Source organism: Rhizobium sp. CAU 1783 (assembly GCF_054551725.1).
Genome location: NZ_JBTOLM010000001.1, coordinates 273383 through 287351 on the forward strand (window position 1 = coordinate 273383; position 13969 = coordinate 287351).

The 13969-nt window shown below is 61.9% G+C and carries 13 protein-coding genes; 8 read left to right on the forward strand and 5 right to left on the reverse strand.

Annotated features, from left to right (window positions below):
- Positions 1–9: 9 nt before the first annotated feature.
- On the forward strand, positions 10–972 hold the full coding sequence (locus ACX93L_RS01175; RefSeq protein WP_459403149.1) for a 2-hydroxyacid dehydrogenase: 963 nt from the start codon (positions 10–12) through the stop codon (positions 970–972).
- Positions 973–1008: 36 nt separating this feature from the next.
- Here the strand turns inward: ACX93L_RS01175 and ACX93L_RS01180 are convergent, their stop codons facing one another.
- Positions 1009–1761 carry a gamma-glutamyl-gamma-aminobutyrate hydrolase family protein gene (locus ACX93L_RS01180; protein ID WP_169586138.1) on the reverse strand — a complete coding sequence of 251 codons (753 nt, stop codon included), beginning with the start codon at positions 1759–1761 and terminating at the stop codon, positions 1009–1011.
- A 419-nt stretch (positions 1762–2180) separates the two neighbouring features.
- Between ACX93L_RS01180 and ACX93L_RS01185 the strand changes: the two genes are divergently transcribed.
- Positions 2181–3287, forward strand: coding sequence for a TRAP transporter substrate-binding protein (locus tag ACX93L_RS01185; protein WP_459403150.1), 1107 nt, complete (start codon positions 2181–2183; stop codon positions 3285–3287).
- A gap of 189 nt (positions 3288–3476) precedes the next feature.
- On the opposite strand, the gene ACX93L_RS01190 is transcribed toward ACX93L_RS01185, so the two are convergent.
- Both ACX93L_RS01190 and ACX93L_RS01195 read right to left on the reverse strand, forming a co-directional pair.
- Positions 3477–5309: a TRAP transporter large permease gene (locus tag ACX93L_RS01190; protein WP_459403151.1), complete on the reverse strand. Its 1833-nt coding sequence runs from the start codon at positions 5307–5309 to the stop codon at positions 3477–3479.
- A gap of 1 nt (position 5310) precedes the next feature.
- Positions 5311–5862 (reverse strand): TRAP transporter small permease subunit, encoded by a 552-nt coding sequence (locus tag ACX93L_RS01195; RefSeq protein ID WP_459403152.1) that lies wholly within the window; start codon positions 5860–5862, stop codon positions 5311–5313.
- Positions 5863–6298: 436 nt separating this feature from the next.
- Between ACX93L_RS01195 and ACX93L_RS01200 the strand changes: the two genes are divergently transcribed.
- The 5 genes from ACX93L_RS01200 (at position 6299) to ACX93L_RS01220 (ending at position 11081) form a co-directional block, all read left to right on the forward strand.
- Positions 6299–8602 carry a putative bifunctional diguanylate cyclase/phosphodiesterase gene (locus ACX93L_RS01200; RefSeq protein WP_459403153.1) on the forward strand — a complete coding sequence of 768 codons (2304 nt, stop codon included), beginning with the start codon at positions 6299–6301 and terminating at the stop codon, positions 8600–8602.
- A gap of 200 nt (positions 8603–8802) precedes the next feature.
- On the forward strand, positions 8803–9558 hold the full coding sequence (locus tag ACX93L_RS01205) for an N-acyl amino acid synthase FeeM domain-containing protein (protein WP_459403154.1): 756 nt from the start codon (positions 8803–8805) through the stop codon (positions 9556–9558).
- Positions 9559–9690: 132 nt separating this feature from the next.
- Complete coding sequence (locus ACX93L_RS01210; protein ID WP_169586149.1) at positions 9691–9915, forward strand: aa3-type cytochrome c oxidase subunit IV; 225 nt, start codon at positions 9691–9693, stop codon at positions 9913–9915.
- A gap of 27 nt (positions 9916–9942) precedes the next feature.
- The gene (locus ACX93L_RS01215) at positions 9943–10242 is read left to right on the forward strand and encodes a hypothetical protein (protein ID WP_459403155.1); all 300 of its coding nucleotides are present in this window, start codon (positions 9943–9945) and stop codon (positions 10240–10242) included.
- An 8-nt stretch (positions 10243–10250) separates the two neighbouring features.
- Positions 10251–11081: an NAD(P)(+) transhydrogenase (Re/Si-specific) subunit beta gene (locus ACX93L_RS01220; protein ID WP_459403156.1), complete on the forward strand. Its 831-nt coding sequence runs from the start codon at positions 10251–10253 to the stop codon at positions 11079–11081.
- An 84-nt stretch (positions 11082–11165) separates the two neighbouring features.
- On the opposite strand, the gene ACX93L_RS01225 is transcribed toward ACX93L_RS01220, so the two are convergent.
- Positions 11166–12032: a tetratricopeptide repeat protein gene (locus ACX93L_RS01225; protein ID WP_459403157.1), complete on the reverse strand. Its 867-nt coding sequence runs from the start codon at positions 12030–12032 to the stop codon at positions 11166–11168.
- Between the two features lie 138 nt (positions 12033–12170).
- Positions 12171–12398, reverse strand: a complete 228-nt coding sequence (gene rpsU, locus ACX93L_RS01230) for a 30S ribosomal protein S21 (RefSeq protein ID WP_169586157.1) — start codon at positions 12396–12398, stop codon at positions 12171–12173.
- Positions 12399–12699: 301 nt separating this feature from the next.
- Here rpsU and ACX93L_RS01235 point away from each other — a divergent pair, with 301 nt between their 5' ends.
- On the forward strand, positions 12700–13953 hold the full coding sequence (locus ACX93L_RS01235) for a sarcosine oxidase subunit beta family protein (protein ID WP_459403158.1): 1254 nt from the start codon (positions 12700–12702) through the stop codon (positions 13951–13953).
- The last annotated feature ends 16 nt before the right edge of the window (positions 13954–13969 follow it).

Below are 13969 nucleotides of genomic sequence, written 5' to 3' on the forward strand. Positions count from 1 at the left end.
AGGACGAGCATGTCGAACGCGCGCGTCACGATCCTGGTGCCCGGCCGGATCAATTCCCGGGTGCCGGAGCGGCTGAAGGAACACTTCGACATTCTTGCCGTGCCGCACGGCGCCGATCTCGAGCTTTCGGAGGCCGAGGCGGCAAGGGTCCGCGGGATTGCCGTTTCCGGTGCCCTGCCGCGCAGCTGGATTGACCGGCTGCCCGCGCTTGAAATGGTCGCGAGCTTCGGTGTCGGCTATGACGGCGTCGACGTAGCCGCGGCGGCAGAGCGCGGCATCGTCGTCTCCAACACGCCGGATGTCCTGAACGACGAGGTCGCCGATACGGCGGTCGCGCTGCTGATCAACACCATCCGGCGCCTGCCCCAGGCAGAGGCATGGCTGCGGCAGGGGCGCTGGGCCGAAGAGGGGCCATTCCCGCTGACGCCGCTGTCGCTCAAGGGGCGGCATGTCGGGATCCACGGACTCGGCCGGATCGGCATCGAGATCGCGCGGCGCCTCGAACCGTTCAAGGTGCGGATCAGCTACCATACGCGGCGCCCGCGCTCGGATGTCGGTTACACGCATTTCCCGACGCTTGCAGGGCTCGCCGAAGCGGTCGATACACTCATCTCGATCGTGCCGAACACGCCGCAGACGCTGAAGGCGATCAATGCCGATGTGCTGAAGGCGCTCGGGCCGAACGGCGTGCTGATCAATGTCGGCCGCGGCACGACAGTGGACGAGACGGCCTTGATCGCGGCGCTGACGGACGGAACGATCGCGGCGGCAGGTCTCGACGTGTTCGAGAAGGAGCCGCATGTTCCCCAGGCGCTTCTCGATTTGCCGAATGTCTCCGTCCTGCCGCATGTGGCATCGGCGTCGGTTCCGACCCGCAACGCCATGGCGGATCTGGTCGTCGACAATCTCGTGTCGTGGTTCACCACCGGCCGGGCGCTCACGCCGGTGCCGGAAACGCCACAAGGGGCTTGAGGCCCCTTGTGAAAGTCATTTCGTGATGCCCGCCGCTCAGGCCTTGGTCTTGACGTAGTCGCGAACGGCGTCGCCGAAGGCTTCGAAGAGCGCGCGAGACGGGCGGTCGGTTTCGGCCCAGTATTCCGGATGCCACTGGACACCGATGGCAAAGCCCTTGGCGCCGATCACCGAAACGGCCTCGATGGTCCCGTCCTCTGCCAGGGCCTCGACCTGCAGGCCGGGCGCCGTCTTGGAAATCGCCTGGCGATGCAGCGAGTTGACGGGGATAGATCCGGCGCCGAGATAACGGGCAATGCAGGAGCCCTCGGCGATGATGACATCCTGACGGATGCTGTACATGACGTCGCGATCCGGATGCTGCGGCTTGCGGTGGTCCCAGACCCCTTCCTGTTCCTGGATCTCGGTGGCAAGCGTGCCGCCGAGCGCGACGTTGAGTTCCTGAATGCCGCGACAGATGGCCAGCAGCGGAATGCCGCGTTCGATCGCACGGCGGATCAGCGGAAGGGTGGTCGCGTCGCGGGCCGGATCGAAGGGGCCGTCGCTCTCTCGGACCTCTCCGCCGTAGAGGGAGGGATGCACGTTGGTCGCGGAGCCGGATACGATCAGGCCGTCGACGCGATCCAGAAGAGCATCGGTGTCATTGCCATCCACGAAGGCCGGGATGATGAAGGACATGACGTCGGCGACCTTGAGCGCCGCGTGGACATACTGGTTCTGGGCTGCGTGCCAATGCGTTCCGTCGAACTCGCGAATATCGGCGGGAACGGCAATAATCGGTCTGGGCATGAAAGACTCCGGAAAAAAGCCTGGGCGAGGCAGAGCAATTTCATGAAGTGAGCCGGGGCCTCAAGTCAATATCCGAATTTCACTTGCCGTGTGCTGGCTGGCAGTTCGGCAGGTGTCCCGTTACCGCCTTAACCCGTCCGAAGCGGTTGCGGCCGTCGCCCGTTTCGGACGCTGAAGTTCGTCTGATTTTCGCCGGTCTGGCGGGTGTCGGAAGTCCGGATGGCGCTGTCGAAAAACCAAATATTACAATCGCAAGCACGAATACGATCACAAGCGGAGTGCGAAATTTCTCTACGCCGAAAGAATATTGCCCCGCCGCTTGAAACGCTTTGGACAACATGCTTTTCTCGCCGGCATTGCCATCGGGAGGGGGCGCAAGAATTCTCGCGGTGGCGCAAACCATGATGGGAGGTCAATTCATGGATCGTCGTTCATTTATCAAGAAGGCGGGTGTCGCCGGTGCGGGCGTTGCTGCGTCCACGGTGCTGGCAGCGCCTGCCATTGCCCAGGAGAACCCCAAGATCACCTGGCGCCTGACGTCTTCGTTCCCGAAGTCGCTCGACACCATTTTCGGTGGCGCAACCGACATCTCCGAGCGCGTTGCAGCCGCAACCGACGGCAATTTCCAGATCCAGGTCTTCGCCGCCGGCGAAATCGTGCCGGGTCTGCAGGCCGTTGACGCCGTCGCTGCCGGCACCGTCGAAGCCGCGCACACCACGTCCTACTACTTCTGGGGCAAGGAACCGACCTTCGCGATCGGCACGGCGCTTCCGTTCGGCCTCAATGCGCGTATGTCGAATGCCTGGTTCTACCAGGGCAACGGCAACACGCTGATGAACGAGTTTTACGCCACCCAGGGGCTCTATGGCCTGCCGGCCGGTAATACCGGCGTTCAGATGGGTGGCTGGTTCCGCAAGGAAATCAACACCGTCGACGACCTGAAGGGGCTGAAGATGCGCATCGCCGGTCTCGCCGGCAAGGTGCTGGAAAAGGTCGGCGTCGTGCCGCAGCAGCTCGCCGGCGGCGACATCTATCCGGCGCTCGAGAAGGGCACGATCGATGCTGCCGAATTCGTCGGTCCCTACGACGATTCCAAGCTCGGCTTCCACAAGGTCGCCAAGTACTACTACTATCCGGGTTTCTGGGAAGGCGGTCCGGTCGTTCACGGCTTCTTCAACCTGGAGAAGTTCAACGCCCTGCCGAAGCACTACCAGGCGGCCATCCAGGATGCCTGTGCCTTCGCCAACACCAACATGACGGCCAAGTACGACGCCAAGAATCCGCAGGCGCTGAAGCAGCTCGTCGCCGAAGGCACGGTGCTTCGCCCGTTCAGCCAGGAGATCATGGAAGCCTGCTACCAGGCGGCCATCGAGATCTATGCCGAACTCAGCGCCCAGAGCCCGCATTTCAAGAAGGTCTACGAAGACCAGCTGGCCTTCAAGAAGGACGCCTATCTGTGGGCCCAGCTCGGCGAGTATACCTTCGATACCTTCATGATGATCCAGCAGCGCGCCGGCAAGCTCTGAGCTTTCGACGCCAAGGAATGAAAGACGGAAGCCCCGGGCACGCCCCGGGGCTTTTCCTTTGCCCGTCGGTCCTCGTCGCGCAGGCCCTCGGGACCCCGTGTGCCTGCCCCACGCCCAAGAGAAAAGCCCCGAACCGTGCGGTCGGGGCTTTCTTGTTTTGTAAGGTCAGGAAGAGCGGCTGCGCCGGTCTTACTTGATGACCGGCGGCTGGCTGAGATCGAGGGCCGGATTGGCGGCCGGTGCGGCCGGAGCCGCTGCAGGCGGTTCTCCGCCCAGATTGAGCGGCGGCAGGCCGAGCGCGGGCGCCTGAGCGCCGCTGCCATTGTCGGTACCGAGTGGCGGCAAGCCGAGTTGCTGTCCGCCATCCGATCCCAGCGGCGGCAGAGACATACCGCTGCCCTGGCCGAAGCCGGGAACCTCGATCTTCACGTCGTTCGGATTGATCGTCGGTGCGTCTGCCTTGTAGCGCATGACAAGGCCGGGGAAGGCGATAACGACCATGATCATCAGGAACTGGATGATGATGTAAGGCAGCACACCCTTGTAGATTTCGAGGGTCTTCATGCCGTCCATCGTCTTGCCGGTCACCTGATCCTTCCATCTGCCGGCCGGCGCGATCGAACGCAGGTAGAAAAGCGAGAATCCGAAGGGCGGCGTGAGGAAGGAAGTCTGCAGGTTGATGCCGAGGATGACGCCGAACCAGACGAGATCGATGCCGAGCTTGTCGGCTACCGGCGCGAGCAACGGTACCATGATGAAGGCAATTTCGAAGAAATCGAGGAAGCAGCCCAGAATGAAGACGATGATCGTCACCACGATCAGGAAGCCGTATTCACCGCCCGGCAGAGCCGACAGCAGTTCCTCGATCCAGACGTTGCCGTTGATGCCATAGAAGGTGAGGCCGAACACGCGGGCACCGATCAGGATCATCATGACGAAGGCCGAGAGCTTCGTCGTTGCGTCCAGAGCGTGCTTGACGGTCGCAAATGTCAGGCGACCCTTGAGAAGGGCGATGATCAGCGCACCGGTTGCACCCATGGCGCCGCCCTCTGTCGGCGTGGCGATGCCGAGGAAGATGGTGCCGAGCACGAGGAAGATCAGCGCCAGCGGCGGGATCAGGACGATGATGACCTGCTGGGTCAGGCGCGAGATGATGTTTAGGCTGAAGGTCCGGTTGGCAAGTGCCACCAGATAGACGGCGAAGACACCGAAGGCGAGTGCCGCGACTTCACGCCATTCCGGGCTGGCGATGCCGGTGAACAGAACGTTCTGGCCGAGGAAATAGAGCCCCACGCAGACCGCGATCATGACCGCCAGGGACGTAACCCCGCCGCCGAGCGTCCGCGCTTCGAGCGGCAGAGCCGGTACCCATTGCGGCTTTATCAGAGTGATGGCGAAGATGTAGGCGCAATAGGCGGCGACAATCAGGATGGCTGGATAAAGCGCGCCGACATACATGTCGCCGACTGAGCGGCCGAGCTGGTCGGCCATGACGATCAGAACAAGTGACGGGGGCACGATCTGTGCAAGCGTGCCCGACGCGGCGATGGTGCCGGCGACGAGTGGACGGTTGTAGTTATAACGCAGCATGATCGGCAGCGAGATCAGACCCATGGCCATGACCGAGGCGGCAACGACGCCGGTGGTGGCCCCGAGAAGCGCGCCGACCAGGATGACGGCGTAGGCGAGCCCGCCGCGGATGGGACCGAACAACTGACCGATGGTGTCGAGTAGGTCCTCTGCCATGCGCGACCGCTCAAGGATCAGCCCCATGAATGTGAAGAAGGGGATGGCCAGGAGCGTGTCGTTGTACATGATCCCGTAAATGCGGTCGGGATGGGACTGAAGGAGAGGCCAGAAGAGCTTGATTTCCGGGGAGATCGAGGAGAGCTCCACACCGAGGGCGAAATAGATCAGGCCGCCTGCTGCGAGGGTGAAAGCCACCGGATAGCCGAGCAGAAGCATCAGCATTACGGTGGTGAACATGATCGGGGCGAGATTGTGCGCGATGAAATCGATCATGTCAGTGTTCCGTCACTTCGTGGGCATCTTTCACTTCGGTATCTTCTTCGAGGTAGCCGAAGATGATCGCCGCGCGCTTGACGATTTCGGAGATTGCCTGGGCGCTCAGCATCAGGAAGCCGAAGAAGACCGCAGCCTTGGCCGGCCACACGATAAGGCCCCCAGCGCTCGAGGATATCTCGCCAATCTTGTACGAGTTCCAGAACCACGGCCAAGCAAGCCAGGTGATCAGGAAGCTGAACGGAACGAGGAAGATGATGTGCAGGATCAGGTCGATCCAGTCGCGGGTCCTCTTGCTCCATGAGCTCGAGACGATATCGATCCGGATGTGTTCATTCTTGAGCAGCGCATAGGCGGCTGCCAGCATGAACACGGTGCCGTAGAGATACCACTGCAGTTCGAGCCACGCATTGGATGAAATATCGAACATCTTGCGAACAACGGCGTTGCCTGCACTGATCAGGACCGCGGCGAGCAGCAGCCAGGAGACCCAGCGTCCGATCGCGCCGTTGATCGCATCGATCAACCGGCTGATTGCCAATAACACTTTCATGGTTTTCTCCCCATATATCGAGGTCGTGCTTAGAGCATGGCCAACAGTCGTGCAACCGGGCGAAGTGCCGGATTTCCGGCCTTTTCACAATATGTGCCCCGGCTCGGGCATAGCCTTTCGTCTAATGGTTTTCGTCAATTCTGCGCTTGCCCGCCGCAAGGGGCAAGCGACCGCTGCGTGCGGCCCTGCCCCCATAGGGCGGTGTCCCGAAACGGTACATGTCTCAGGCCGGGATTCAGTCGACTTTTACCGCCGGGCCTATCGCCGATTGCCAACGGCGTCCATTTATCGCAATCATGGTATCGGGCCGGAAAGACGGTATTGCCAGACCCATCGTCGCCCTTGAGAAACCTCGGTCGGCTATGGATTTTCCGATGGTCTAGCAATCGATTTTTAAATCGTTTTGCATAGGTTGCTCGGATGAGGAGGCCATCGGATGAAGGCTAAAAGCAAGGAAGCTGTGCCGACGGACGTCTACCTGTCCTTCGTCAGCTCGCTTTTTGGCAACCGACAGACGCTGTTCACCGGCATGCTGGTGCACATCCTCACTTATGTGGCCGTCTATCAGAAATCCGGTGCGGACTTCTATCTCTGGCTCATCGCGATCTTCTCCATCGTCTGCATCTTCCGCATCTACTGGTTCCTGAGCTTCGACGAAGTGGACAAGAGTGCGCTGACGCGCAGCGAGATCGCCGACTGGGAGCGCATCTACCTTTACGGCGGCGTCGCCACGACGACCGTGCTCGGCGTCGGCAGCGGCTATGCAATTGCCGTCCTTCAGGATCCGTTCGCGGAACTCGCCTGCATTGCCGTTACGATGGCGTCGATGGTTTCGGTCGTCGGCCGCAATTTCGGCTCGCGCAAGGCGGTCAACCTGCAGACGGCGACTGCAAGCCTGCCGATCGTGATCGGCTGCCTGCTGGTCGGCGACATACATATGGTGATCCTGTCGATCATGCTCGTGCCGTTCATGCTGACGACCCGCAAGATGGCGAACGGGGTGCGGGAGTTCCTCTACGAGAACGTCATCGTCGCCCGCGAGAACGTGATCATCGCCGAGACCTTCGACACGGCGCTCAACAACATGACGCATGGTCTGCTGATGCTCGATCCGCAGAACCGGATCCAGGTGATCAACCGCAAGGCCTGTGAACTGCTCAATCTCGGTGACCGCTACCGCCTGAAGAACTGCGATCTCGACGTGGTGCTGCGCTACGGCGTGCGCCACACCTTCGTCGACGGGTCGATGCCGAGCCTCATCCAGCGGCAGCTCACGCAACTGATGGACGGCACCATTTCCCGCGCCGTCATGCAGTTTTCCGAGGACCTGGTGCTGGAGTTCTCGGCCAGCCGCCGCCCGGAAGGCGGCGTCGTCCTGATCTTCGAAGACGTCACGGCGCGCGTACGTGCCGACCGCAAGATCCTGCACATGGTTCGCTTCGATTCGCTGACGGGTCTTCCGCAGCGCGGCTACTTCGCCGATCTCGTCCTGGAAAACGTCGCCGCCCGCACGAAGAGCGGCGAAATCGGCTTCATGGTCCTCGACATCGACGAGTTCAAGCATGTGAACGACATGAAGGGGCATGTGACGGGCGACCGGTTGCTTGCCGCAGTGGCCAACCGGCTGCTGAAGCTCGCCGCCGGGGAGGCGATCGTCGGCCATCTCGTCGGGGACCAGTATGCCCTGTTCTTCCCGAATGCCGAAGGCCGCGCGGACCTCGAGCAGCGGATGCGCGACATCCACGCGGCGATCGCCGGCAACTACGACGTCGACGGCACCAGCTTCACCATCACGTTCTCCGCTGGCGCCGTGCTGATCGAGAGCTCGGAACTGCGCATGGAGGAGTGGCAGATCAAGGCCGACCTCGCGGTGTTCGAATCGAAGTCTCGTGGCAAGGGCAGCTTCACCGCCTTCGCCGACGAGATGGATGCGCGCTATATCGAGCGGCAGCGCCTGAAGACGGATCTCCAGGCGGCGGTCGAGAACGACGGGCTGCAGGTCGTCTACCAGCCGATGTTCGCGCCGGACGGTTCGCGAATCGATTGCTGCGAGGCCTTGTCGCGGTGGACGCATCCGGAGAAGGGAAGCATTCCGCCGAACATCTTCGTCCAGATCGCCGAAGAGATGGGCATCGTTTCCGGTCTGACCCGCTTCATGATCCGTCAGGCGTGCCGGGACTGCGTGACCTGGCCCGACGGGATCGCCGTTTCAGTCAATCTGTCGGTGCAGGACCTGCGCAACGACGATATCGTCCAGACGGTTCTGGACGCTCTTGCCGACACCGGCCTCGATCCGAAGCGGCTTCATCTCGAAGTCACCGAATCGAGCCTGATCGAGGAGATGGCTGCGGTTCGCCTCATTCTCGAACAGCTGCGCAAACACGGCATCACCATCGCCATCGACGACTTCGGCACGGGCTTCTCCAGCCTCAGCTATCTCGACGCGCTTCCGGTCGACCAGGTGAAGATCGATCGCTCCTTCGTCCGCAACATCGGCGAGGATGCGCGGCGGCTCAAACTCCTGCGCGGCATCGTCACGCTGTCGCGTCAGCTCGAGCTCGGCATCATCGTCGAGGGCGTGGAGACCCAGGACCAGCTGGCCTTGATCACCAAGTACAACTGTGCCGATTTGATCCAGGGTTACGTCTTCTCGATGCCGATTGCGTCGAGCCGGGTCGCCGACATGGCGGAACGGGCCCGGAAGAAGTTGATCCTTGCTGGCACAGCCAACGTCGCCTGACACTCGCCCAAACGCCTGAAATCTCCAAAACCAGCAGATTCTCAGGGTGCATTTAGCGCCGTCACCTCGTGTTAACCATTTCCTTTAACCGAATGTTAACCTTAACAAAAGGTAAATTGCCGCACTACTAGATTTCGGAACTGCACAATTGCACGTTGGCTGCTAGGGTTGGTTAACGAAACGTAAACGGCGGGACCGGAATGAACGCGCACGCTTCACTGACCGAGAGCTTCTCGGCGAAGTTGATGGAAGTCCTCGATCATGTCGAATACCGCCGCGTCGAGAGCAGCGAGGACATGGAGGATGTCGCCCGCATCCGCTACGAGGCGTACAAGATCGCCGATATCCTGCCGCTTAGCGGTACGCGCCTGATCGATGACGTCGACTTCGATCCACAGGCCTATGTCTTTGGCGTCTATTACGACGAGCAGCTGATCAGCACGGTGCGCATGCACCATGTCACACCCGATCATCGGGTCAGCTCGTCCCGCGACATCTTTCCGAAGGAGATCGACGCCTTCCTCGATGCCGGCATGTCGCTGATCGATCCGGTGCGTTTCGCGGCCGATCCCGCCATCATGAAGGAGATGCCGGCGATCCCCTATCTGACGCTCAGAATCGCCATCATGGCGGCGGCCTATTTTGATACAGATCGCGTTCTCCAGCTCGTCAGCCCGCAGCATGCCGCCTTCTACAAGCGCGTGTTCTACGCCCAGACGATCGTGCCGCCGACCAAGAACTGCGGCAAGTACAACATCGATCTGACGCTGATGGCGACCGACACCAAGGATGTGGGACGCAAGCTTCTGACGCGCTTCCCCTTCTTCATTTCCTCGCCGTGCGAGCGACGCCTGATGTTCTCCCGTGGGGAGGTGCAGACCTTGCCGCCGCTGACCATTCTGCCGACGGCGCGCTTCGTGCCCGCCGGAGAGCTTGGCGTGGATCTGCCGCTCTGATCCATTGCGTATCGCCGGACCTTTGTGTAATCGAAGGTGGGGGAGGCGTCGTAGACGCCGCCTGTACCTGACGAAATTCAAGTCGGCGGCCGACCTCAGGCGTGATGCGGTTGGTCCAAGGGGAGACAGAGCATGAGCGAACACCACAGCGGTCCGGTCGAAACCGGTGCTCCGATGAACTATCCCGAGCATGAAAAGACCTATGGTCTCTTCATCGCCGGCACCAAGTATGGCACGGCCATTCTCGTTGCGCTCATGCTTGCGATGGCTGCCGGCTTTTTCGGTGGCGCTGGCTTCATCGGCGGCCTGATCGCCTTTGTCGTTCTGAGCATCGCCGGCATCTTCCTCCTGCGCTGATCACGTCGCGGCCGGACGTCTTTTGCCATGTTCTCTGCCGCACATGATCCATTCCTGTTTCGCATCGGCGTTTTCGTGCTCGCGCTCGCCGCGGGCTGGTTCCTTGCGTCGCGGACCAGCCGAAGCGCGCGTCAGCCTCTCGTCCTGATCGGCGGCCTTGTGGCCGCCGTCATCGCGAGCGGTGCCGTATATGCCGTTGCCCGGTTTCCGGCGGGCGAGGCGCGCAGCTCCGCTTTCATTGCCCTCCTTCTCGCGTCGACCGGCCTTTTTGCCGCGCTCGGCATTGCGCGCGGCCTGTTCCGGCCTGAGTCGCGCGACAGGCACTAGGCATCGCCATGGAAGGGTTCGTCGTTATAGGAGACATGGTCGCGACAGGGCTCCTGGCACTCGGTATCACCCGTGGTGCGCGGGGGCGGGCGCTTGCTTCCGTCGTTCCGCTTCTCATCTGGGGCATGATGGCGGCGGCGCTTGCAGCCGCGCTGTCGGCGATCCCAACCTTCGGTGGTTTCCTGCTTCTTGCTCTCGGGGCAGGCTTCGGCGCAACCTTCGGCGCGCTGATCGCCTTCTCTGCGCGGGCCGACAGGATGCCACTCTATCTCACCGGCCTTCTCGTCCTCTACGGCGTCACCGCGGTCTTCTTGTCCCTCTCGGTGATGGAAACCAGCGCAATCTTCTGGCAGAGCCGCATGGGTTCCAGCAATTCGGAGCGACTGGCGAGCGGTGCGGTGGCGCTGCTCAGCGGTTCGCTGGTGGCCGGCGGAGGCTGCGCGATGTTCATCCGGCGCCTGCCTGTCGGCCCGGTTGCCATGCGGTTGCGAACGACGCCGCTGTATCGCTTGCTGCTTGCCGCGCTCATTCTGGTGCTGCTTGGGCTACTCATGGCGTCGGAGGGCGGTTTGGTCCTGTTCTCCGTGGTGTCCTGCCTGTCCATGGTGCTCGGCGCTTTTGTCGTGCTTCCGGCGCGCGAGGCCGATCTCTGGCCATTTTCCATCCTGTTGACGGCGCTCAGCGGCCTTGCGACGGCGGCGATCGGTTTTGCCTTTGCCAGCCTTCTGCTGATCATCGCCGGCGGCCTGGCCAGCGCATCGATGGCGCAGCTCCTCAGCAGGGTCTGCAGTGAGTGTGGCTGTCGCCCTCGCGATCTTCTCCTCGGCAATCCCCGATAGGAACGGCAGCCGAAACGCTGCTCGGAAACGAAAAATGCCGGCTCAATGCCGGCATCTTCGATGGGATCCGTCTTCTGTCGCTGATCAGGCGCCGCCGCCGCGGGTGCGGGCAAGCCCCTGCTGGGCCGGCAGATACTTGGGATCGAGACCGAGTGCGTGGGAATAGGACTTGGCGGCACGCGCCTTATCGCCGCGACGCTCGTAGATGAGCGCCTGGTTGGCCCAGGATTCCGCGTTCTTGCCGTCCAGCTCGATGGCGTGATTGAAATCGGCGAAAGCGTTCTCGTCGTCGTTCAGAGCGACATAGGAGACGCCGCGGCCGTTATAGGGCTCAGGCGAGCTCGGCGACAGCGAGATCGCCTTCGAGAAGTCGTCGATCGCCTTGTCGTGCTGGCCGCGCAGCTGATAGATCAGGCCGCGGTTGTGATAGGCGCGACCGTCCGTGGTGTCGAGTTCGATGGCGCGGTTGAAGTCGCCGAAGGCTTCGTCGATTCGGCCGGCCTGGCGGTAGATGTTGCCGCGGCCGATATAGGCGACGTCATAGTTGGGGTTGAGCTTGAGCGCCGTGTTGTAGTCCTGTGCGGCTTCGACCGGCTTGCCCATGTTGCGGTAGACAAGGCCGCGGTTGGCATAGGCCTGATAGAAGTTCGGGTTAAGCTGCAGGGCTATGTTGAAGTCATTCAGCGCCTTGCTGAACTGACCGGCGCGGCCATAGGCGGAACCGCGCACGTTGTAGCCTTCAGGTGCGCGCGGATTGGCCTCGATCACAGCCGAAAGCGATGAGATGTTTTCTTCCGACCCCTGGGCTCGGTCAATGCGAATCACGTCAGAGGATTCGGTCGTCTGGCAACCAGCGAGTCCGACGAGCGCAAGGAACGCCACCGTCGTTGCAAGGCGGCTCTTGGTTTCGCCGGCAATGCGGGAACGGCGGGAAAGCGGGTATTCGATCATGGCGGGCCAATGTCCGGCGAGCTGTTCGCCGCCCATCGGTCATCGGATGGCAGCGAGTTGAACTTCAAATGAAAAGAGCGGGGGCGAACCGATCGCCTCCGCCCTTAGAACATCGGAAAACGTCGAAAAGACGGCCGATCAGCGGGCCGGACGACCCGCGCTGACCAGACCTTCGCGCTGTGCACGCTTGCGTGCCAGCTTGCGGACGCGGCGGACGGCTTCAGCCTTCTCGCGTGCACGCTTCTGCGACGGCTTTTCATAATAGTCGCGCATCTTCATTTCGCGGAAGATGCCTTCGCGCTGCATCTTCTTCTTGAGGGCGCGGAGCGCCTGATCAACGTTGTTGTCGCGGACAAGTACCTGCACGTCTATCCCGTTCCTTTGGTTTTGAGTTGTTTTCCGCCAAAGTCAGGTCGTCAGCGGAACAAAAAACAATCGTTTCGCTTGGCCGTGAGGCCAGCGATTAGGGAGGGCAGATAACAGATCGTCTCAAGGAAGTCCATATGGCGCGGGTCTTCGCTCCGAGAAAATTCGCTTCCGGGAACGTATGCGGCTATCGTGTCGAAAGACGCATGTCGTGGCGTCGCAAAAGGACCGTCGTGACGCATATGCATTTGTCACTGATGTCATCCTACCCAAAAGCCTTGCCTACAGGAGTTTGAGGCGAATGCGCAAATATTCGGTTTTTGCCGTGGCACGCGAGGCGCTGCGCGCCCACAAAGGCTGGGAGGCCCAGTGGGTTTCTCCCGAGCCGCGCCAGTCTTACGACGTCATCATCATCGGTGCCGGCGGGCACGGTCTCGGTGCCGCCTACTATCTGGCCAAGGAGCACGGCATCACCAATGTCGCGGTGCTCGAGCGCGGATGGCTGGGTGGCGGCAATACCGGCCGCAACACGACCATCATTCGGTCCAACTATCTCTACGAAGAGAGCATGGACATCTACGAGCACTCGCTCAAGCTGTGGGAAGGCCTGTCCCAGGACCTCAATTACAATGTCATGTACTCGCCGCGCGGCGTCATGATGCTGTCGCACAATGTCCACGACCAGCAGTCGTTCAAGCGGCACATCAATGCCAACAACCTCTATGGCATCGACAACGAGTGGCTGACGCCCGAGCAGGCCAAGGCCTATTGCCCGCCGCTCGACATCTCGAAGACCGCCCGTTACCCGATCAATGGTGCGGCCCTGCAGCGCCGCGGCGGCACGGCCCGCCACGACGCGGTCGCATGGGGCTTTGCCCGTGCGGCCTCCGATCGCGGAGTTCACATCATCCAGAACTGCGAAGTCACCGGCATCCGCCGTGGTCCAAACGGCGAGGTCACCGGCGTCGACACGAATCGCGGCTTCATCGGCGCGAAGAAGATCGGCGTTTCTGCTGCCGGCCATTCGTCGGTCGTCATGGGCATGGCCGGCGTTCGTCTGCCGGTTCACTCGACGCCGCTCCAGGCGCTCGTTTCCGAGCCCATGAAGCCGGTCTTCCCGTGCGTCGTCATGTCGAACACGGTGCATGCCTACATCTCGCAGTCGGACAAGGGCGAGTTCGTCATCGGCGCCGGTACCGACCAGTACAATTCGTACTCGCAGACCGGCGGCCTGCAGATCATCACCCACACGCTGGATGCGATCTGCGAGCTGTTCCCGATGTTCCGTCGCGTCAAGATGATGCGCCAGTGGGGCGGGATCACCGACAACACCGCCGACCGCTCGCCGATCCAGAGCGTGACGCCGGTCCAGAACCTGTTCGTCAATGCCGGCTGGGGAACCGGCGGCTTCAAGGCGACGCCGGGTTCGGCCAACCTGTTCGCGCACCTGATCGCCAAGGGCGAGCCGCACCGCCTGGCGGCCGGCCTTACCCTCGACCGGTTCCGCACCGGTCGCCTGATCGACGAGGCGGCTGCCGCTGCCGTGGCGCACTGATTACGAGGGATTGCAC

Bases quoted from the DNA above. Each gene is read 5' to 3' on its own strand.
- ACX93L_RS01225 (WP_459403157.1), bottom strand. From the start codon at position 12,032: ATGATCGAATACCCGCTTTCCCGCCGTTCCCGCATTGCCGGCGAAACC.
- ACX93L_RS01175 (WP_459403149.1), top strand. From the start codon at position 10: ATGTCGAACGCGCGCGTCACGATCCTGGTGCCCGGCCGGATCAATTCC.
- ACX93L_RS01195 (WP_459403152.1), bottom strand. From the start codon at position 5,862: ATGAAAGTGTTATTGGCAATCAGCCGGTTGATCGATGCGATCAACGGC.
- ACX93L_RS01215 (WP_459403155.1), top strand. From the start codon at position 9,943: ATGTTCTCTGCCGCACATGATCCATTCCTGTTTCGCATCGGCGTTTTC.
- ACX93L_RS01180 (WP_169586138.1), bottom strand. From the start codon at position 1,761: ATGCCCAGACCGATTATTGCCGTTCCCGCCGATATTCGCGAGTTCGAC.
- ACX93L_RS01235 (WP_459403158.1), top strand. From the start codon at position 12,700: ATGCGCAAATATTCGGTTTTTGCCGTGGCACGCGAGGCGCTGCGCGCC.
- ACX93L_RS01220 (WP_459403156.1), top strand. From the start codon at position 10,251: ATGGAAGGGTTCGTCGTTATAGGAGACATGGTCGCGACAGGGCTCCTG.
- ACX93L_RS01200 (WP_459403153.1), top strand. From the start codon at position 6,299: ATGAAGGCTAAAAGCAAGGAAGCTGTGCCGACGGACGTCTACCTGTCC.
- ACX93L_RS01205 (WP_459403154.1), top strand. From the start codon at position 8,803: ATGAACGCGCACGCTTCACTGACCGAGAGCTTCTCGGCGAAGTTGATG.
- ACX93L_RS01210 (WP_169586149.1), top strand. From the start codon at position 9,691: ATGAGCGAACACCACAGCGGTCCGGTCGAAACCGGTGCTCCGATGAAC.
- ACX93L_RS01185 (WP_459403150.1), top strand. From the start codon at position 2,181: ATGGATCGTCGTTCATTTATCAAGAAGGCGGGTGTCGCCGGTGCGGGC.
- ACX93L_RS01190 (WP_459403151.1), bottom strand. From the start codon at position 5,309: ATGATCGATTTCATCGCGCACAATCTCGCCCCGATCATGTTCACCACC.